Origin of the sequence: Marinobacter sp. tcs-11 (assembly GCF_002049515.1) — a bacterium.
Taxonomy (GTDB): Bacteria; Pseudomonadota; Gammaproteobacteria; order Pseudomonadales; family Oleiphilaceae; genus Marinobacter; species Marinobacter nauticus.
Genome location: NZ_LLYU01000015.1, coordinates 24,117 through 43,523 on the forward strand (window position 1 = coordinate 24,117; position 19,407 = coordinate 43,523).

19 protein-coding genes are annotated in these 19,407 nt (G+C 58.5%); 11 read left to right on the forward strand and 8 right to left on the reverse strand.

Translation table 11 applies throughout. From position 1 onward, the window contains the following. Positions 1–10: 10 nt before the first annotated feature. The gene (locus tag ARC85_RS14745; protein WP_153741331.1) at positions 11–1,330 is read right to left on the reverse strand and encodes a DUF2066 domain-containing protein; all 1,320 of its coding nucleotides are present in this window, start codon (positions 1,328–1,330) and stop codon (positions 11–13) included. 188 nt (positions 1,331–1,518) lie between these two features. On the opposite strand from ARC85_RS14745, the gene purM reads away from it, so the two are divergent. From purM to ARC85_RS14760, 3 genes are all read left to right on the forward strand, one after another. Next, entirely contained in the window at positions 1,519–2,583 is a 1,065-nt protein-coding gene (gene purM / locus ARC85_RS14750) for a phosphoribosylformylglycinamidine cyclo-ligase (RefSeq protein ID WP_199451767.1), read from the forward strand. Continuing rightward, a complete protein-coding gene (gene purN, locus ARC85_RS14755) occupies positions 2,580–3,242 on the forward strand; it encodes a phosphoribosylglycinamide formyltransferase (protein WP_014421897.1) in 663 nt (220 codons plus the stop codon). The genes purM and purN overlap by 4 nt, the downstream gene beginning before the upstream one ends. A gap of 73 nt (positions 3,243–3,315) precedes the next feature. Next, positions 3,316–4,056 carry a DUF3108 domain-containing protein gene (locus tag ARC85_RS14760; protein ID WP_199451766.1) on the forward strand — a complete coding sequence of 247 codons (741 nt, stop codon included), beginning with the start codon at positions 3,316–3,318 and terminating at the stop codon, positions 4,054–4,056. Here the strand turns inward: ARC85_RS14760 and ARC85_RS14765 are convergent. The 4 genes from ARC85_RS14765 to apbC form a co-directional block, all read right to left on the reverse strand. Continuing rightward, positions 4,053–5,330, reverse strand: coding sequence for a valine--pyruvate transaminase (locus ARC85_RS14765; protein ID WP_286715272.1), 1,278 nt, complete (start codon positions 5,328–5,330; stop codon positions 4,053–4,055). The two genes, ARC85_RS14760 and ARC85_RS14765, sit on opposite strands and share 4 nt — an antisense overlap. A gap of 63 nt (positions 5,331–5,393) precedes the next feature. Then, a complete protein-coding gene (locus ARC85_RS14770) occupies positions 5,394–5,993 on the reverse strand; it encodes a YjaG family protein (protein ID WP_011784458.1) in 600 nt (199 codons plus the stop codon). After that, entirely contained in the window at positions 5,990–6,556 is a 567-nt protein-coding gene (gene dcd, locus ARC85_RS14775) for a dCTP deaminase (protein ID WP_011784457.1), read from the reverse strand. Before dcd ends, ARC85_RS14770 begins: the two co-directional genes overlap by 4 nt. A gap of 260 nt (positions 6,557–6,816) precedes the next feature. Next, positions 6,817–7,917 (reverse strand): iron-sulfur cluster carrier protein ApbC, encoded by a 1,101-nt coding sequence (gene apbC, locus ARC85_RS14780; protein ID WP_041656205.1) that lies wholly within the window; start codon positions 7,915–7,917, stop codon positions 6,817–6,819. A 180-nt stretch (positions 7,918–8,097) separates the two neighbouring features. Here apbC and metG point away from each other — a divergent pair, with 180 nt between their 5' ends. The 8 genes from metG to nth are packed head-to-tail and all read left to right on the forward strand — an operon-like array spanning position 8,098 to position 16,312. Then, complete coding sequence (gene metG, locus ARC85_RS14785) at positions 8,098–10,134, forward strand: methionine--tRNA ligase (RefSeq protein WP_011784455.1); 2,037 nt, start codon at positions 8,098–8,100, stop codon at positions 10,132–10,134. Between the two features lie 22 nt (positions 10,135–10,156). Continuing rightward, positions 10,157–10,738: an electron transport complex subunit RsxA gene (gene rsxA, locus ARC85_RS14790; protein ID WP_022990084.1), complete on the forward strand. Its 582-nt coding sequence runs from the start codon at positions 10,157–10,159 to the stop codon at positions 10,736–10,738. A gap of 15 nt (positions 10,739–10,753) precedes the next feature. Continuing rightward, positions 10,754–11,332, forward strand: a complete 579-nt coding sequence (gene rsxB, locus ARC85_RS14795; RefSeq protein ID WP_199451764.1) for an electron transport complex subunit RsxB — start codon at positions 10,754–10,756, stop codon at positions 11,330–11,332. Beyond that, entirely contained in the window at positions 11,332–13,161 is a 1,830-nt protein-coding gene (gene rsxC / locus ARC85_RS14800; protein ID WP_011784452.1) for an electron transport complex subunit RsxC, read from the forward strand. The genes rsxB and rsxC overlap by 1 nt, the downstream gene beginning before the upstream one ends. A gap of 20 nt (positions 13,162–13,181) precedes the next feature. Further along, complete coding sequence (rsxD, locus tag ARC85_RS14805; RefSeq protein WP_011784451.1) at positions 13,182–14,234, forward strand: electron transport complex subunit RsxD; 1,053 nt, start codon at positions 13,182–13,184, stop codon at positions 14,232–14,234. A gap of 2 nt (positions 14,235–14,236) precedes the next feature. Beyond that, positions 14,237–14,938 carry an electron transport complex subunit RsxG gene (rsxG, locus tag ARC85_RS14810; protein ID WP_011784450.1) on the forward strand — a complete coding sequence of 234 codons (702 nt, stop codon included), beginning with the start codon at positions 14,237–14,239 and terminating at the stop codon, positions 14,936–14,938. A gap of 2 nt (positions 14,939–14,940) precedes the next feature. Beyond that, the gene (locus tag ARC85_RS14815; RefSeq protein WP_011784449.1) at positions 14,941–15,657 is read left to right on the forward strand and encodes an electron transport complex subunit E; all 717 of its coding nucleotides are present in this window, start codon (positions 14,941–14,943) and stop codon (positions 15,655–15,657) included. Between the two features lie 16 nt (positions 15,658–15,673). Continuing rightward, positions 15,674–16,312 carry an endonuclease III gene (nth, locus tag ARC85_RS14820; protein ID WP_011784448.1) on the forward strand — a complete coding sequence of 213 codons (639 nt, stop codon included), beginning with the start codon at positions 15,674–15,676 and terminating at the stop codon, positions 16,310–16,312. 73 nt (positions 16,313–16,385) lie between these two features. Here the strand turns inward: nth and ARC85_RS14825 are convergent, their stop codons facing one another. The 3 genes from ARC85_RS14825 to ARC85_RS14835 form a co-directional block, all read right to left on the reverse strand. After that, positions 16,386–16,961 (reverse strand): chalcone isomerase family protein, encoded by a 576-nt coding sequence (locus ARC85_RS14825; RefSeq protein WP_011784447.1) that lies wholly within the window; start codon positions 16,959–16,961, stop codon positions 16,386–16,388. A gap of 195 nt (positions 16,962–17,156) precedes the next feature. Then, positions 17,157–18,155 carry an RNA polymerase sigma factor RpoS gene (rpoS, locus tag ARC85_RS14830; protein WP_011784446.1) on the reverse strand — a complete coding sequence of 333 codons (999 nt, stop codon included), beginning with the start codon at positions 18,153–18,155 and terminating at the stop codon, positions 17,157–17,159. Positions 18,156–18,349: 194 nt separating this feature from the next. Further along, entirely contained in the window at positions 18,350–19,123 is a 774-nt protein-coding gene (locus ARC85_RS14835; protein WP_041656697.1) for a peptidoglycan DD-metalloendopeptidase family protein, read from the reverse strand. Positions 19,124–19,407: the final 284 nt, after the last annotated feature.

The following is a 19,407-nucleotide window of genomic DNA, read 5'->3' on the forward strand; positions in this document are numbered from 1 at the left end:
CATCAAGCCATCAGCTTCGGTCGCCGCCAGTGGCGCCGGGAGCGGGTTGCCAGCGGTAATAAAGTACCTGGTACAAAGACTCAAAAGCCTGTTCGGCATCCTGCTCATCGCCCGGAGCCAGGGGCTGATAGCTGAACCCAGGCGTCGAAGCACTATCCTGCGCATCCGTTCCGGCCGGTGCTTCGGTTTCATTGCGGGAACCGGGCTCGCCTGTTTGCGCCTCACCATCCCCGTCCGAGCCAGCAGTCTGGCTGTTCTTGCTGGCCGTTATCGGCTCTGCAGGCTGCTCCGCCGGCACAAATCGTGCGTCCAGCGCGATATGCTCCTTCAACTGGTCAAGTTCTCCAGAGAATGCTACCTCCACGGTCAGCCGGTTGCCACGAACCCGTGACGCACCAACAGACACTACCGGAGTCATGTCCTGTAGGGCCCGGGTCACCTGACCGTAATCTGCCAGCGTCGTTACACCCTCAAGCACCATATCAACTTTCGGAGCCTCACCCGCCTCGCCGGCTGTAACCGCATATCGGCTGGCGTATTGCTCTGTCCAGCGATCGATCAAAGCTTGCGCCAACTGTTCCGGCGTATCGGCATTGACCGACTGCTCACCCGCATCGAGCCCCATGCCTTCAACCACCCAGCCTGCGCGCCATTGGCCGCCGGAACGACTGATACGCACCAGAGCCAGGGCGTCGTGGGACAGATCGTCTGAAGCTTGTTCGATGCGGCCGACAAACTGGCCCCACAAATCCGACAGCAAGGCCCGGTCACCGGCATAGGTCTCCGGCGGGAAGGCGATGGGCAGACCGCGATCGGCCGCTGCTGATAAGAGATGCTGGGCCCAGAGCCCCTCGTTACTGCCCGCCGCTGAATCTGCTGAACGGGTCAGTAATTGCCGGTCTCCCCGGTCTTCCACGGCAATCCAGGCCAGTGTCAGGGGGCGGTTGGCGCCCCATACCGGCGCCTGCACAGACGCCAGCGCGCGGTTAACCCCCACGGCCCCGAAACTCATCTGCAAACGCGACTGCCCCGCGGTACGGTTCACCTGATAAGACAGCAACATGGACTCGGCGTCTGCCAGTACCTCGTCTATCCCTTCGAGTTCCAGCACCTCACGGGTCCCGGACACCCTCACCATTACCTGACGCAGCCCTTCAGCGTATCCGGCCTTCAAGGCATCCGCCGAGGTGCCTGCAACCGGAACATCGGCCGTGTAAAGTCCCGACACGCTGACCGCCGATGCCGGGCCGGCCGAGAGTACCCAACATACTGCCGCCAACAGAAACGCAGCAACTCGCCCGTTCCTGGCTGTTTTCACTGATTCGGTCATGAAACACCTTGCCATTCCCATGGTTGGCGCACAGGATACACCATCACCAGAGCCGAGAGTAGCAAGCACAGGTTGCAGTCAGGCAATCTGAAACCGGCAATATTGCCTGTGCTCCCAATTCCATTTGGAGCCCCCGTGCGCACCTGTTAAAATCCGCGCCTTGACTCACAGGCCTACGGTTATTTTCCATGAGCGAACAGAAGCCCTCCCTGACCTACCGCGATGCCGGCGTGGACATCGACGCAGGTAACGATCTTGTCAACCGAATCAAGAGCACTGCAGCGCGCACCCGTCGCCCGGAAGTACTCGGCGGCCTCGGCGGCTTTGGTGCCATGGTATCGATTCCGGCAGGCTACAAAGAGCCCGTACTGGTTTCTGGCACGGACGGCGTAGGCACTAAGCTTCGGCTTGCCATGCAACTGCAGAAGCATGACAGCATCGGCATCGACCTGGTGGCCATGTGCGTGAATGACCTGGTGGTCGGTGGCGCCGAGCCTCTGTTCTTTCTGGACTACTACGCAACCGGCAAACTGAATGTTGACGTTGCCGCCCAGGTAGTAGAAGGCATTGGCCAGGGTTGTGAGCAGGCCGGATGTGCTCTGGTTGGTGGCGAGACCGCCGAGATGCCGGGCATGTATGAAGGCGACGATTACGATCTGGCCGGCTTCTGTGTAGGCATTGTGGAGCGTGACAAGATCATTGACGGTAGCCGCGCGCAGCCGGGTGACGCCCTGCTGGCGCTGGGCTCCTCCGGCCCCCACTCCAACGGCTACTCGCTGATTCGCAAGATTATCGAAGTCAGTGGCGCAGACCTGAGCCAGTCAATGGGCGACACCACACTGGCCGACGCCCTGATGGCGCCCACACGCATCTATGTTAAGAATCTGCTTAAACTGATTCGCGAAGTCGATGTTCGGGCCCTTTCGCACATTACCGGCGGCGGCCTGCCCGAGAACATCCCCCGGGTACTGCCCAAGGGCACCATAGCCGCACTCGACACCCAGAGCTGGGAGCTGCCCCCGGTATTCCAGTGGCTTCAGAATGCCGGCGGCGTAGCCCAGGAGGAAATGTATCGCACCTTTAACTGTGGTATCGGCATGGTCATCTGTGTACCGGAAGACCAGAAGGCACTGGCCATGGACACCCTGAATGCCATGGGTGAAAAGGTATGGCAGATCGGCGTAATGGAAGTAGCCGAATCCAGCGATGCTGAGCCCGTTGTTCGCTACGCACCGGGGCTTTTGACGGCATGAAGGCAGATCCGGCCCCCGTTCCGAAGATCCTGGTGCTCGCCTCTGGCAGCGGCACCAACCTGCAGGCTTTGATCGACGCCACCCGTGAACGCGACTTTCCGGGTGAGATCATTGCCGTTGGCTGCAACAAACCGGGCGCGTTTGCCCTGGAGCGCGCCGCCCAGGCCAATCTCACCACCTTTGTGGTCGACCATACAAAATACGGCTCCCGAGAAGAATTCGACGCCGCCCTGCTGGCCGAAATCCTTCGCCACAATCCGGATCTGGTAGTGCTGGCCGGCTTCATGCGGATTCTGACCAGCGACTTTGTCCGCGCATTCCGTGGCCGAATGCTTAACATTCACCCGTCCCTGTTGCCGGCCTACACCGGACTGAACACCCACCAAAGGGTCCTGGAAGCCGGTGACCGCACCCACGGTGTATCCATTCACTTTGTGACCGAGGAACTGGACGGCGGGCCCGTCATCGCCCAGGCGGAAGTTGCCGTGGCAGAGGATGACACTCCGGAGTCCCTGGCGGAAAAAGTTCAGCAACAGGAGCACGTGCTCTACCCCATCGTCGTGCGCTGGTTCTGCGAGGGTCGCATACAGCTGGGCGCTGAGGGCGTTCTGTTTGACGGCGCGCCCATCGAGCGTCCCATGCGACTGCCGGCGAACTGAACAGATTGTCATCACAAGGCCTCGCCGAACCAACTACACTGTCGCTAGCGTAGACGGTCAAAGAGGCTTTTTGATGCACACAGACACCCCCCACAAACCACGTTTTCAGCTCTGGGCAGCCCTAATTGCCGGCATGATTGCACTGCCGGCGTCCGCCGGCGATGTTGATTATGCCCCTCTGGCACCCTATGAGGCCCGCTACACCGCCTCCATGTCCAAGGGCGTCAGCCTCAACGGCGAAGGTGTTCGGGAACTGACAGACCAGGGCAATAACGTCTGGCTCTACCGTACGGATGTCGACTCCTTCATCGCCGATATCAACGAATCACTGATTTTTCGCTGGGAAAATGGCCAGGTAATTCCCCTGCGCTACCGCTATCACCTCTCCGGCTTCCTGATCAAGGATCGCAAACAGTCCATTGATTTTGACTGGCAGGCAGGCACTGCCACCGGCAGCTATCGCGGCGAGAAGTTTGAAGTCGAGTTGCGGGATAAGACCCTGGACCCACTGGGCTACCAGTTACAGCTCCATCAGGATCTCAAGGCGGGCAAACGCGATGTCACCTACCAGGTGCTGGACAAGGGGGATTACGACGACGACCGCTTTGCTGTCATCGACGAAGATAGCCTGGGCGACAATGGCCGCACCATGAACACCCTGAAGGCGGAAAAGGTCCGGGACGAAGACTCCAAACGCCAGACCCTGATGTGGTTTGATCCGGCCCGGGATTACCTGCTGGTTCGCCTGCTCCAGGTAGAGCCGGACGGCAGCGAGTACGAGCTGAAACTCAAAGACGCGACACTGGCCGACTAACCGGCCAGTCCCTGCTCGGCCCACACCGCTTTTACTTCTTCAGCAATGATTCTCAGGCCCTCAGCCACCCGGGCATCGTCCTGCGAATAGGTGACCCTGAGGCACTCATGGCGATGACGCCAGCCATCCTCGGGCAAGCCCGGGAAGAAATAATGCCCGGAGACCACCAGCACACCCCGAGCCTTGAGGCGCTGATAAAGCTCCAGACTGGAGACTGGCAAATCCGGGAACCAGAGCCACAGGAACATGGCGCCTTCGGGCTTGTGGATGTACCAGCGGCAACTGTCTTCGCCCATGGCGTCCCGGAACACCGATACCGCCCGCTCCATTTTTGCTTTATAGAACGGGCAAACCACATCCCGGCTCAGGGACAGAATCTCTCCGGAGCGCACCAGCGGTTCTGCCAGCATCGCACCAAAGCTTCCGGTGGCCAGGTTCATGATGGCGTTGATACCCGACAATGCCTTGATAATGGACTCTTCGGCAATAACAATCCCGGTTCGCGCCGCCGGCAAGCCCAGCTTTGACAGGCTCAGACACAGGATAACCTGCTCGTTCCAGCTCGGCTGCGCGTCGACAAACAGCAGGCTCGGAAATGGCGTTCCATAGGCTCCGTCGACAATCAGCGGAATATCGTTTTGCCGGGCCAGTTCTTCCAGCCGGGCCAACTCCTCATCGGTGATGACGTTTCCCGTGGGGTTTGTGGGCCGGGATACACAGATAGCGCCGGTTTCTCCGGTCACCTCCACGGCGTCAAAATCCACCCGATATTTGAATTCATGGGCATCGGTGAAGGAGATGTCCGGCTGTACCGCGTGGAACAGCCCTTGCTCAATGCCGGCATCGGCGTAGCCAATGTATTCAGGCGCCAGCGGCAACAGGATATGCTTGCGATGTCCATCACCGTAGTCACCACCAAACATGTTGAAAAGCATGAAGAAGGCAGCCTGACTGCCGTTGGTCAGCGCAATGTTTTCGGGCTTCAGGCCCCAGCCGTATTCCTGATTCAGCAACTGGGCCAGGGAGGCAATAAACTGTTTTTCCCCCTGAGGGGGGTCGTAAATACCCACCAGCCGACGTACGTCCGCTTCACTGGAGGCCATCTCCACCAGAATGCTCTGAACTCTCTGCTGGATCTCCGGAATGTGGCCGGGGTTACCACCGCCCATCATGATCATGTCCTCACCGGAGGCCATGGCATTCCCGAGATCGTCCATCAGGGAAGTAATGCCGGCATCAGCGGTGAATTTACGACCGAAAGCAGAGAGTTTCATGATTCATTCCGTTCAATAAAGTACTGAGGGAGGTTACAGGCAGTGTAGCTTGGTTGCCTTATGTCAGCCTTCCAGGGAGATTCCCAGATTGCTGACACCGTCGTTGGCGGCACCGGCTCGGAGTTCAGCCAGGAAGGCTTCTTTGGGTGTTCGCTGCTTTTTCAGCGCCATGACGGTGTCACGCTGAAACAGTTTGTCGTCCTTGAGCAGGGGGTGGTGTTCAAACACGCGCACCAGTTCGTTTTCATCCATTCCCTCACCTTCGGACATTTCAACAAAATCCATGACGGTGCGGGTCGCCAACTGGGAAGCTTCGGTGGCGCGATGCTTGTTCGGATTCAGGCGGTTCAGCAGCGCCTGCTCAAGCAACTGGCAGAAATCGAAGGCTGGGTAGACACCGTAGGCATCGTACTCATCCACATTGGGGCACAGGGTTTCTAGCTTACTGAGCAGCTGCGGAATTGCGGCATCGGCTACGTCTTTCTGGAGCATGTCCCAGGCCAGATCGAGCAACTGGCGCATCTTGCCGCCGGTTTTCAGGCCAACGGCGTCGGCGAACAGGGCGTAGTTGGGAAAGGAACGTTCGGCCAGGGCCAGCAGGAAGGCGCATTCGCGCCAGCCCTGCAGCTGTGAGACGGCTTTGAGAAACTGGTTGGCGTTCATGTCCTGGGCAGGGTCACGCCGGTCTGGCCAAGGTACTTGCCGCCGCGGTCTTTGTAGCTGGTTTCACAGATTTCATCGGATTCGAAGAACAGCATCTGGGCAACGCCTTCGTTGGCGTAGATTTTCGCTGGCAAATTGGTGGTGTTGGAGAATTCCAGGGTTACCTGACCTTCCCACTCCGGCTCCAGCGGGGTGACGTTCACGATGATGCCGCAGCGTGCATAGGTGCTTTTGCCCAGGCAGATAGTAAGTACGCTTCTGGGGATGCGGAAGTATTCAACGGTGCGCGCCAGGGCGAAGCTGTTCGGCGGGATGATGCAGACGTCGCCGGTGTAGTTGACGAAGCTGTTTTCGTCGAAGTTCTTCGGGTCTACGGTGGCGCTGTGGACGTTGGTGAAGATTTTGAATTCGTTGCTGCAACGTACGTCGTAGCCGTAGCTTGAGGTGCCGTAGGAGATGACGCGGCCTTTTTCGCTTTCCCGAACTTGTCCGGCTTCGAAGGGTTCGATCATGCCGTGCTGTTCGGACATCCGGCGGATCCACTTGTCGGATTTGATGCTCATGGGTGAATTCTCGTTTCCAGCTGGTGGGAAAATTGGGGCGTAGTTTACCTTGTCGTGCGGTGACTGTCGAAGATATAGGACTGGTTGCCCAACACCGCGCACTGGGGGCTGCGCCATCAGGCCCTTCTGTCCAAAAACCGCTACGAGCACTTCCCTGTGCGCTTCTCTCCGGCCATCCATGGCCTCCGACATTTTTGGACAGAAGGGCCTGATGCCGCGAACAGACTATGGAGCTGGAGTCCCTCTGTACCCGGTCTTGGTTAATGCTCCGTCACGGAGACACTGGAAATCGTCCCACCAAGATTCCGCTCGCGGGTGGACAGCTCCGCCCCCACCCTTCTGGCGATGTCGCGGTAGCGTCTTGCCACTTCCGAATCCGGCTCGGCGACCACAGTCGGGGCGCCGCTGTCGGTCTGCTCGCGGATGGTCATGTGCAGGGGTAGCTGGCCCAGGAGGGCGGTTTCGTATTCTTCCGCGATGCGTTCGCCACCGCCGTGGCCGAAGAGGGGCTCTTCATGGCCGCAGTTGGAGCAGATGTGGACGCTCATGTTTTCGACTACGCCCAGCACCGGGATGTCGACTTTGCGGAACATTTCGATGCCTTTTTTGCCGTCCAGCAGGGCGATGTCCTGGGGGGTGGTGACGATGACGGCGCCGGTGACCGGGACTTTCCGGGCCAGGGTGAGCTGGATGTCGCCGGTGCCGGGAGGCATGTCGATGATGAGGTAGTCGAGTTCATCCCACAGGGTTTGCTGGAGCAACTGCATCACCGCACCGCTGACCATGGGGCCGCGCCAGACCATGGGGGTTTTGTCGGTGGTGACGAAGGCCATGGAGTTGGCTTGCAGGCCGTGGGCCAGCATGGGGACGAAGTATTTGTTTTCGCGTACGTCCGGGCGTTTGCCTTCGGGTACGCCGAGCATCATGCCGATGCTGGGCCCGTAGATATCGGCGTCAAGGATGCCGACCCGGGCGCCTTCGGCGTGCAGGGCGAGAGCGAGGTTGACGGCGGTGGTGGATTTGCCCACACCGCCCTTGCCGGAGGCGACGGCGATGATGTTTTTCACACCGGGGACGGCCGGCAGGTCTTTGTTGGTTTTGTAGCTGTGGATTTTCTGGGCTACGTGTACCTCGGCACTTTCAACGCCATCGACAAATTCCAGAGCGTTGGCGACGATCTGTTTCAGGCCACCAGCGATGCCTTTGGAAGGGTATGGCAGTTCGACCATCAGGGTTACGTTGCCGCTGTCGTCTGCGCTCAGGTTTTTCACGGCTCCCAGTTCGTACAGGTCTTTGTTCAGGTAGGGGTCCCGGTATTCGCGAACGGCGGCTTCTAGGGCCTGTTGGGAAATCTGGGTCATCGGAGTCTCCGGAATAAGCTCATAAGCTTGAATGCAGGTGAAAAATGATGGCTCGGAAGGTATCATCTGTGCCCGTTTCTGACCATATGGGGTCTTTACCTGGAACAATCAATTGCGATTGGCGCCGGAACCCCGTTTTTGTCTTTCCAACCCGACTCAACATAAGGTTCGGACATCACCATGACGCAAGCGAGCAAGCAACAGCGCGATATTCTGGTTACCAGCGCCCTGCCCTACGCCAACGGGCCCATTCATCTGGGGCACCTGCTGGAATACATTCAGACCGATATCTGGGTGCGCTTCCAGAACATGCGTGGCCACAACTGCTACTACGTTTGCGCAGACGATGCTCACGGCACCGCCATTATGCTGCGGGCCGAGCGTGAGGGAATTACCCCGGAGCAGCTGATCGACCGGATTCGTCAGGAGCATCAGGAAGACTTCGCGGGCTTCCACATCCGTTTCGACAACTATTACTCCACGCACTCGGAGGAGAATCAGTACTTCTCGGAGTACATCTACCGCCAGCTCAAGGACAATGATCACATTGCCACGCGCAAGATCACGCAGTTCTTTGATCCGGAAAAGGAGATGTTTCTGGCGGATCGTTTCATCAAAGGCACCTGCCCCAAGTGCAAAACCGAAGACCAGTATGGTGACAACTGTGAGGCCTGCGGCGCCACCTACACACCCGCCGAGTTGATCAATCCCCGCTCTGCGGTGTCTGGCGCTACCCCTGTGGAAAAAGAATCCGAGCATTACTTCTTCAAACTGCCGGAGTTCCACGATTTTCTGAGCAAGTGGACCCGCAGCGGTGCCCTGCAGCCCCAGGTGGCCAACAAGCTGGCTGAGTGGCTGGATGCGGGCCTGCAGGAGTGGGACATCAGCCGGGATGCGCCCTATTTCGGGTTTGAGATTCCGGATGCACCCGGTAAATATTTCTACGTGTGGCTGGATGCGCCTATCGGCTACCTGGCCAGCTTCAAGAACCTGTGCAACCGCGAAGGCATCGATTTCGAGCATTTCTGGAAGAAGGATTCCAGCGCCGAGGTGTACCATTTTATCGGCAAGGACATCATCAATTTCCATGCCCTGTTCTGGCCGTCGATGCTGCACGATGCAGGCTTCCGCACGCCAACCGCGGTCTGGGCCCATGGCTTCGTGACGGTGAACGGCAAGAAGATGTCCAAGTCCCGCGGTACCTTCATCATGGCCCGCACCTACCTGGATCACCTGGACCCGGAATACCTGCGTTACTACTTCGCCGCCAAGCTGACCGGTGGCGTTGATGACATGGACCTGAACCTGGATGACTTTGCCGCACGGGTGAACTCGGACCTGGTCGGCAAGGTGGTGAACATCGCCAGCCGCAGTGCCGGTTTCATTACCAAGCGCTTCGACGGCAAGCTGGGCAAGGTCACCGAGCAGGACAAACTGAAAGAGTTTATCGATGCCGGTGAGCAGATCGCCGAGTTCTACGAAGCCCGCGAGTTCGGCCGTGCCATGCGCCGGATCATGGAGCTGGCAGACATTGCTAACCAGTATGTGAACGATGAGCAGCCCTGGGTGATTGCCAAGCAGGAAGGCCAGGACGACAAGCTGCAGGCCATCTGCACCAACGCCCTGAACATGTTCCGCCTGCTGATGACTTACCTGGCACCGGTGCTGCCGAAGACAGCAGATGCCGCGCAGTCGTTCCTGAACTCCCGCCTGGACTGGAACAACCGCGCCGCCCTGCTGGAAAATCACGGCATCGACAAGTTCAAGCCGCTGATGAACCGGGTGGATATGGCGCAGATTGAGAAAATGCTGGACGCTTCGAAAGAAGAAATGCCGGCAGCCGTCGGTCAGCCCTCAGCGGCGCCGACCGCAGACCTGGAACCTGTGGCTGAGGAGATCGAATTCCCCGACTTTGCCAAGGTGGACCTGCGGGTCGCCAAGATCGTCAAAGCCGAGCATGTGGAAGGCGCAGACAAGCTTCTTCGCCTGACACTTGATATAGGCCATGGCGAACGCAACGTGTTTGCTGGTATCAAGTCCGCCTACAAACCGGAAGACCTGGAAGGCCGTATGACCGTGATGGTGGCCAACCTGAAACCCCGGAAAATGAAGTTCGGCATGTCTGAAGGTATGGTTCTGGCCGCAGGCCCGGGTGGCAAAGAGATTTTCATCCTGTCTCCGGATTCCGGCGCCACACCCGGCATGCGGGTAATGTAAGCAGCAAGGCTGAGACGCTCCGATGACAGAGTATTTGCTGATACTGGTCAGCACCATTCTGGTGAACAACTTCGTGCTGGTGCAGTTTCTGGGACTGTGCCCCTTCATGGGGGTTTCCGGGAAACTGGAAACCGCCATGGGTATGTCGCTGGCCACCACATTTGTGCTGACGCTGTCTTCGGTGTGCAGTTACCTGGCCTATACCTATCTGCTGGCACCGCTGGACCTGGCTTTCCTGAAAACCATCACCTTCATCCTGGTAATTGCGGTGGTGGTTCAGTTCACCGAAATGGTGGTGCGCAAAACCAGCCCCTTGCTGTACCGGGTACTCGGTATTTTTCTGCCGCTGATTACCACCAACTGCGCGGTTCTGGGCGTGGCCCTGCTTAACCTGAATAAAAACAACAACTTCGTTGAATCCGTGCTGTACGGCTTTGGCGCAGCGGCCGGTTTCTCCCTGGTGCTGGTGCTGTTTGCGGCCATGCGCGAGCGGATTGCCGTGTCTGATGTACCGGTTGCCTTTCGTGGCGCCGCCATTGGTATGATTACCGCAGGTCTCATGTCGCTGGCGTTTCTGGGCTTTACCGGCCTGGTTACGGTCTGACGGAGCAATTGTTTTATGTGGACAAGCTTTCTGATTGCCGTTGTGGTTCTGCTGGCACTGGCGCTGGTCTTTGGCGGGTTGCTGGGGTTTGCCGCTGAGCGGTTCAGGGTTGAAGGCAATCCGCTGGTAGACCAGATCGATTCACTGTTGCCGCAGACCCAGTGCGGCCAGTGCGGCTTCCCCGGCTGCCGCCCCTACGCCGAAGCTATCGCCCAAGGCGAAGCCATCAACAAGTGCCCGCCAGGCGGCGAAAGCACCATCAAGGCCATGGCAGACCTGCTGGATGTAGAACCCCAGCCCCTGGACGCCGAACACGGCGTTGAACAGGCCAAGCGTGTCGCAGTCATTCGTGAAGATGAATGCATCGGCTGCACCAAGTGCATCCAGGCCTGCCCGGTAGACGCCATCCTCGGGGCCGCCAAGCATATGCACACCGTCATCGAAAGCGAGTGCACCGGCTGTGACTTGTGCGTGGAACCCTGCCCGGTGGATTGCATCGACATGATCACCATCGAGCCGGATATCCGTACCTGGACCTGGACACCTCCAGCGCCCCAAATCATCGCCACCGATCGCCAGGGAGCCAGCGCCTGATGACTCAGCTGTGGGATTTCACCGGCGGCATTCATCCGCCCGAGAACAAGCATCAGTCCACGGCCCGCCCGATCCGCAAGGGCGCCATGCCCGATCGCCTGGTATTGCCATTGCAACAACACATCGGCGAACCGGCAGAGTTGGTGGTTGCGGTGGGCGACCGGGTGCTGAAAGGTCAGAAAATCGCAGACGTTACCAATGGCATGGGTGTGCCGGTGCATGCTCCCACTTCGGGGGTGATCGAAGCCATTGAACAGCGTCCGGTTCCCCACCCGTCCGGTATGGCGGACTGGTGCGTGGTACTGAAACCGGATGGCGAAGACCAGTGGTGCGCCCTGTCACCGATTGACGATTACAAACAACTTGACCGGGAAGCGGTGCTGCAGCGAATTCGCGAGGCCGGCATTTCCGGCATGGGGGGCGCCGGTTTCCCTACCGATATCAAGCTGAGGCCACCAAGGGATCGCAAGGTCGATACCCTGATTCTCAACGGCGCGGAGTGCGAGCCCTACATCACCGCCGATGACATGACCATGCGCGAGCAGGCCGCCGAGGTGGTTGCCGGCCTGAAAGTGATGGCGTGGATTCTCCGGCCTTCCCGGTGCGTTGTCGGCATTGAAGACAACAAGCCCGAGGCCATTGCCGCCATGCGCAAGGCGGTGGCGGGCACTCAGATTGAAATTGCGGTGGTGCCCACCAAGTACCCGTCTGGTGGTGAAAAACAATTGATACAGATTCTGACCGGCCAGGAAGTCCCCAGTGGCGGTATTCCTGCCGATATCGGGGTGATGTGCCAGAACATCGGAACTGCCGTCGCCGTGGGCCGTGCTGTCTTTGAGGGCAAGCCGCTGATATCCCGTGTGGTAACCGTTACCGGCGAGGCCGTGCGGGAACCCGGCAATTTTGAAGTCCTGATTGGCACGCCGATCCATCACCTGCTCGAAACGGCAGGGATGGCGCAGGAACGTCTTGAGCGGCTGATTCTTGGCGGCCCCATGATGGGGTATACCCTGACCACCGATTCCGTGCCCGTGGTAAAAACCACCAACTGCGTGATCGCGGCAACCGCGGCAGAACTGCCGGCTCCGCCGCCAGAGCAGCCGTGCATCCGTTGTGGACAGTGCGCCGAGGCGTGCCCCATGGAACTGTTGCCGCAGCAATTGTTCTGGTATTCCAAGGCGGGTGAATTCGAGAAAGCAGAACACCTGAACCTGTTCGACTGCATCGAATGCGGAGCCTGTTCCTACGTCTGCCCCAGCTCCATTCCGTTGGTCCAGTACTATCGGTTTGCCAAAGGCGAGATTCGCACCCAGCGCGCGGAACAGCTGAAAGCGGATCGCGCTCGCGAGCGCTTCGAGGCACGTCAGGCCCGCCTGGAACGGGAGCAACAGGAAAAGGAATTACGGCGCAAGGAGCGGGCCAAGGCTGCTGCCGAAGCTCAGGCCAAAAAGCAGGCGGAAGCAGAAATGGCCGCCGCCGATGGCCAGGCAAGCGACGACCGGGCAGCCAAAGCCGCCCTGGTACAGCAGGCCCTGGAACGCAAGAAGGCCAAAACAGCCGCCGACACCAAAGAGCAACCGGTACCGAGCAGCACTGAAGTGGCCGATGACAAACCCGACATAGAGGCGCTGGAGAAGCAACTCACCCAGGCAGAAGCCAAGCTCAACACCATGCAGGGCATGCTCGATGAGGCCCGGTCTCAGCAGGCGGATAATGTTGAGAAACTGGAACGTGCTGTCGCCAAGAACCATGATCGGGTGCAACGGGCTCAGCAGGCGCTTGATCAGGCTCGCAAGCAAGTGGCGGAAGAACCCGCGTCGTCTCAATAATTCAATCAGGCTGGAACTTCATGGCTCTTGTTCAACAGTCCTCACCCCATGCTCGTCGCGCGCGGCCCACGTCACGGGTCATGCTCTGGGTCATTCTGGCCGCTCTGCCCGGCCTGCTGGCCCAGACTCTGTTCTTTGGCTGGGGCAACCTGATCAATGTCGTCTGGTGCATTGCCCTGGCGCTGGGCTCTGAAGCCGCCTTCCTGAAGCTGCGCGGCAAACCCGTCGCCTTTTTCCTGCGTGACAACACCGCGGCGGTCACCGGCCTGCTGCTCGGGCTATCCCTGCCCCAGTTCACGCCCTGGTGGGTCTCCGGTATTGCCGTGGTCTCAGCAATCGTAGTGGCCAAGCAGCTTTACGGTGGTCTGGGCTCCAATCCCTTTAACCCGGCCATGGTGGGCTATGCCCTGGCATTGATCTCGTTTCCGGTCGCCATGACCACCAACTGGGCCGAAGCAGCCACGCTCTGGGGCGGCGCGCCCGGCTTCGGTGAGACCCTCGCGAAGATTTTCACCGGGGGCCAGACCGCCGTCGACGGCTGGACCATGGCAACACCGCTGGACGAATACAAACACAAGATTGCCAGTCACACGTCAGTGGAAGTGCTCGGCCACCCCACCTTTGGCGACCTGATTGCCCGGGGCTGGGAGTGGGTCAATCTGGCCTTCCTGGCCGGCGGCGTCCTGCTGATCGCCCTTAGAATCATAACCTGGCATATTCCGGTCGCCTTCCTGGCCGGTATTGCCGCCATGAGCCTGGCCTTTGGCAGCAACGCCGACCAGTACGCGCCTTTGCAACTGCACCTGCTGGCCGGTGGTACCATGCTTGGCGCGTTCTTTATTGCCACCGACCCGGTTTCGGCAGCCACCAGCCATCAGGGCAAGCTGATATACGGTGCCGGCATCGGTGTCCTGGTGTACCTGATTCGCAGTTGGGGCAACTATCCCGATGCGGTCGCGTTCAGCGTGCTACTGATGAACTTCGCGGTCCCGTTTATCGACCATTACACACCACCCCGCACTTACGGCCATCACAAGGCCCGCCGGGGTGTCCCGGGCCGGAGTGGAGGTTGACCATGAGTGCAGTAACCACCGCCATCCGTCGAAGCGCCATCGGCCTGGGCCTGTTTGCCATTATTACCGGCGGCACCATTGCCCTGACTCAGGGGCTGACCAAAGACCGGATTCAGGAGCAGGCGGCCCGCGCCGAGGCCAGGGCACTGTTCGAGATTATTCCGGAAAGCCAGCATGATAATGACCTGCTGAAAGATGTGGTCGCCCTGCCTGCCAGCGAGCGGCTACCCGTTGAAGGCCCCGTGCGGGCCTGGGTTGCCAGAAAAGACGGCCGGCCTATCGGCATGATACTGCCCACCGTGGCACCAGACGGCTACTCCGGTAATATCCGCCTGTTGGTTGGCCTGGATCTTCAAGGCCGGGTATTGGGGGTTCGGGTCACCAGCCATAAGGAAACACCGGGGCTTGGCGATCGTATCGAAACCCGCAAGTCTGACTGGATCTATGGGTTTGACGGGAAGTCTCTCGGTAACCCTGCCCCCAACGCCTGGAACGTGAAGAAGAACGGTGGCATCTTCGACCAGTTCACCGGAGCCACCATCACTCCGAGAGCCGTAGTGAAAGCGGTACAGAAAACCCTGGTCTATTTTCGCCAGAACCGTGAGATCATCCGCGAACGGGTGAACGCGCCCCCGGAGCCCGGTAAGCGCCGCCTGTCTCCGGAAGCCATTGCCGCCGATACTCAACCAGCGGAGCACTCCTGATCATGAGCACGAAAACGTCCAGCGAAATCATCAAGGATGGCCTCTGGCACAACAACCCTGCCCTGGTGCAGGTTCTCGGGTTGTGTCCGCTGCTTGCCGTCACCAGCACGGTCGTCAACGCCATCGGCCTGGGCCTGGCCACACTATTGGTGTTAATGGGCTCAAACCTGTCGGTCTCCCTTATCCGGAACTTCGTCAGCGAATCCGTTCGACTGCCGGCGTTCGTCATGATCATTGCCTCGTTCGTAACCTGCGCCGAACTGCTGATGCAAGCGTTCACCTATGAGCTGTACCAGATTCTCGGCATCTTCATCCCGCTGATCGTTACCAATTGCGCCATTCTTGGCCGTGCCGATGCCTTTGCTTCCAAGAATCCACCGTTACCGGCCATTCTGGACGGCGCCATGATGGGGATCGGCTTCCTTGCGGTATTGATGACCCTGGGCGCTATGAGGGAACTGATCGGCCAGGGCACATTGTTCGCCGACATGCACCTGCTCCTCGGCCCCATGGCGGCGGATTGGGTCATCCGGCCGCTCGAACAGTACCCCGACATGCTGTTCATGGTGCTTCCACCGGGCGCCTTTGTGGGCCTCGGGTTGTTGATTGCCCTGAAGAACGGCATCGACAATCACCTCAAAGAACGCAGAAAAGCCGCCGAACCCGCTCCGGCCAGCACAGGTAGCAAACGGGTGCGCGTAACCGGCACTATTTCCTGAACCAGATCGGGCCAGCATGAACAAAGAAAAACGTACCGAGATTTTCTCCCGGTTGCGGGACGCTAACCCCAATCCGACCACGGAGCTCAATTACAGCACGCCATTTGAGCTACTGATTGCGGTCATTCTCTCCGCTCAAGCCACAGACGTAGGCGTGAACAAGGCCACCGACAAGCTGTTCCCGGTAGCGAACACGCCCGAGGCCATTCTTGCCCTGGGCGTTGACGGCCTGAAGGAATACATCAAGACCATCGGGCTGTTTAACAGCAAGGCCGAGAATGTGATCAAGACCTGCCGCATTCTGATCGAGAAACACGGCAGTGAAGTCCCGGCCCGGCGGGAAGACCTGGAAGCCTTGCCCGGCGTCGGCCGTAAAACGGCTAATGTGGTGCTGAACACAGCGTTCCGGCAGCCAGCCATGGCCGTGGACACCCACATTTTCCGGGTCTCCAACCGTACCGGTATCGCGCCGGGCAAGAATGTACTGGAAGTCGAGAAACGCTTGCTCAGGCTGGTGCCGAAAGAGTTCCTGATGGACGCTCACCACTGGCTGATCCTTCACGGCCGGTATACCTGCACAGCCCGAAAGCCAAAATGTGGCGCCTGCATTATTGAGGATCTGTGCGAATTCAAGCAGAAGCGGGACTACCAGTAGACTGTCTTGAAAGCGAACTGACAGGAACAAAAAAAAGCCGGCGAATGCCGGCTTTTTCAGATCTGGGTTGCGATCAACGCTGGCCCAGCATTTTCTCTTTCAGGTCTTCCTGGGCGGGCTTGTCTGACAGCCAGATACCAAACAGCGCCTTCTTGAACTCCAGGCCGCCAACGGTATCTTTCTGCTCGCCGTTCTTGAGTACGCGAACGCCTTCGCCGGGCAGGTAAACCAGATCAAACACATCACCTTCGGTGATCTCTTCCTGGAATACCGCCATGAACTGGTCCACATCCGACTGGATAGCAGACAGGTCACCATCGGTGGATGCCTTGAAGCCGTCCATGGTCGCCTCGGTCATGCGCTCGCTGGTGATCATCCCCGAGGTAATGTGCAGCGTGATGGCCTGGGGCTCATCAGCGTTGATAACCGCTTCGCCATCGCTCACCTGTTCAGGTACATAGAGACCACCCACATAAAGATCCATAAACCACTTGGAACGGGTGCCGGCGCCATTGAGCTTGAGTTCCTGCCCCATGGCAGAATAGGTATCGGGCACATCGACATCCCCTACGGTCAGGGCGGAAGCCGGGGCTGACAGAACACCGGTTAGCAAAAGGGATGCAAATCCTGCAGTAAGAGCCTTCTTCATAGTCCTTTCCTTTCGATCGTTATTATTGAGTGTTTCATTCGACACCAGGGCGACTCCCTAGATCTGCCCGGTGGCCCATTCTAACAACGAACTTTGCGGCCTGATCGCCACCTGGTTCTCATTTGCCGCCACATTTAACAAAAAAGCCGACCATGTTTCCATGGCCGGCTTTTTCACTGATCTCGTCAATCCAGTCTATTTGAACAGCAGACTTCCGGACAATCCCTCTTTCTCAAGGATCTCCCGCAGGCGACGCAAGGCTTCCACCTGAATCTGCCGCACCCTTTCCCGGGTCAGGCCAATCTCCTGGCCAACCTCTTCCAGGGTACTGATGGGATAGCCCCTCAGCCCGAAACGGCGGGAAAGCACTTCCTGCTGTTTGTCGCTGAGCTGATCAATCCACTTCTCCAGGCATGAACACATGTTGTTGTCCTGCAGCAGATCCGCAGGATCCGACGCGCCCTCATCGGCCACGGTATCCATCAGGGACTTGTCACTCCCGGCCCCGATCGGAGTGTCCATGGAGGCAACGCGCTCGTTGAGGCCGAGCATGCGTTTTACGTCGTCAACCGGCTTGTCGACCATGCGGGCAATTTCTTCCGCGGTCGGTTCATGGTCCAGTTTCTGGGTCAGCTCACGGGCGGCCCGCAGGTACAGGTTCAATTCCTTGACCACATGAATCGGCAGACGGATGGTGCGGGTCTGGTTCATGATGGCTCGCTCGATGGTCTGGCGAATCCACCAGGTAGCGTAGGTGGAGAAACGGAATCCACGCTCGGGATCGAACTTCTCAACCGCCCGAATCAGCCCCAGGTTGCCTTCCTCGATCAGATCAAGCAGTGTCAGCCCACGGTTGACGTAGCGGCGCGCAATCTTGACCACCAACCGGAGATTACTCTCGATCATGCGCTTACGGCCGCTCTCTTCCCCTTTACGGGCAAGCCGCGCGAAGTACACCTCTTCTTCCGGAGTAAGCAGGGGAGAAAAACCAATTTCGTTGAGGTACAGCTGAGTGGCATCCAGCTGCTTCTGGTTGGAGTAGTACTTTCCCTGTGCGGGAAATCCGTCTTCGACTTCTGCAGTTTCGTCTTCAGCAGAAGCTTTTTCAGGCTTGTCTTCGGCTAACAGTTGATCGTCGGCGTCTTCCAGATCTGCTACGCGATCAATGATGATATCTTCCTGTTCTACTGACATTGTTTACCCCGCCTCTCAATAATCCTGTTGTCACCCGCTACTTCTTTTTATTCCGGGAGTGTTTCAGTTTTGGTTTTCTTCAGGACATTTACTTGTTGGCTGGCAATTACCGTTGCCGTTTTTGTTCTTCTGTTTCGCGGTTTCAGTCAGGCTGTTGGGTAATACCCTCCGGGCCTCGGGCCCGTGCGCGTTTTTCAGCGCCTTGGCAAATACCTGGATGGATCCACCGGGTTGCCATTCTTGCGTATCTCGAAATGCAACTTCGGTTTGTCGGTTCCGGTATTGCCCAGTTCGGCGATTACCTGTCCAGCTTTCACACCCTCCCCTTCCTTAACGAGAATTTTCCGATTGTGTGCGTAGGCGCTCAAATAATGTTCGTTATGGTTCACGATAATCAGATTGCCATAACCTAGCAACCCGTTTCCTGCGTACACCACGCTTCCATCAGCCGCCGCCTTGACAGCATCACCGGGATTGCCGGCGATATCAATGCCTTTATTGACTTTGCCAGACGAAGAAAAGTTTGCAATTACAGTGCCAGAATGCGGCCAGTGCCATCGCACATTGGCCACCACCTGACTACCGGATGACCTGGCCGTCGGAGCGGAGGTCGCGGGTTTGGCAGCCGGTTTCGACACCGTCGCGCCTGCACCTGAACGGGAAGGGGGTGGTGATGCCGCGGGCCTGGAGGGCGCGGTCGTCCGCGCGGTCCGGGGGATCGTGCCCTTGCGATCAAGTCGAAGCACCTGCCCCGGACGAATATTCCAGGGCGGCCCGATGCCATTGGCATTACCCAGCTCCCGATAGTCCCGGCCGTACTGCCAGGCGATCCGATACAGGGTTTCGCCCTTTTTGACCACATGGGAGCCCCAGTAAACCGGAGGGTTATACAGATCGTCCTGATAGATTGCACTGGTATTGCAGCCTGAGAGCACAAGCACAGCGACGGCCAGGAGCGCAGTCATCATGGCCCGGAACAATGGAGGGCTCCGGCGCTCAGAAGCCGGGACTTCAGACCACCAAACGGGGAAATGCTCGAATTGAATGCGCCCGTTAAAAAGAGTCACGTATTAAAAGCTGCCCGGTTATGAAAAATCCGTCTTAAGAATCGCCCTGATTTTATCCAGTTTCTTATCATTCAGGACTAACTTACTAATATATTGCACGATTATCGGGCAATTCCAAGTTACCCTGTGCACAGGATTGTTACCCTCGGGAACAGTCTTTTTGTGCGCCAGGTAACATTTTCTCT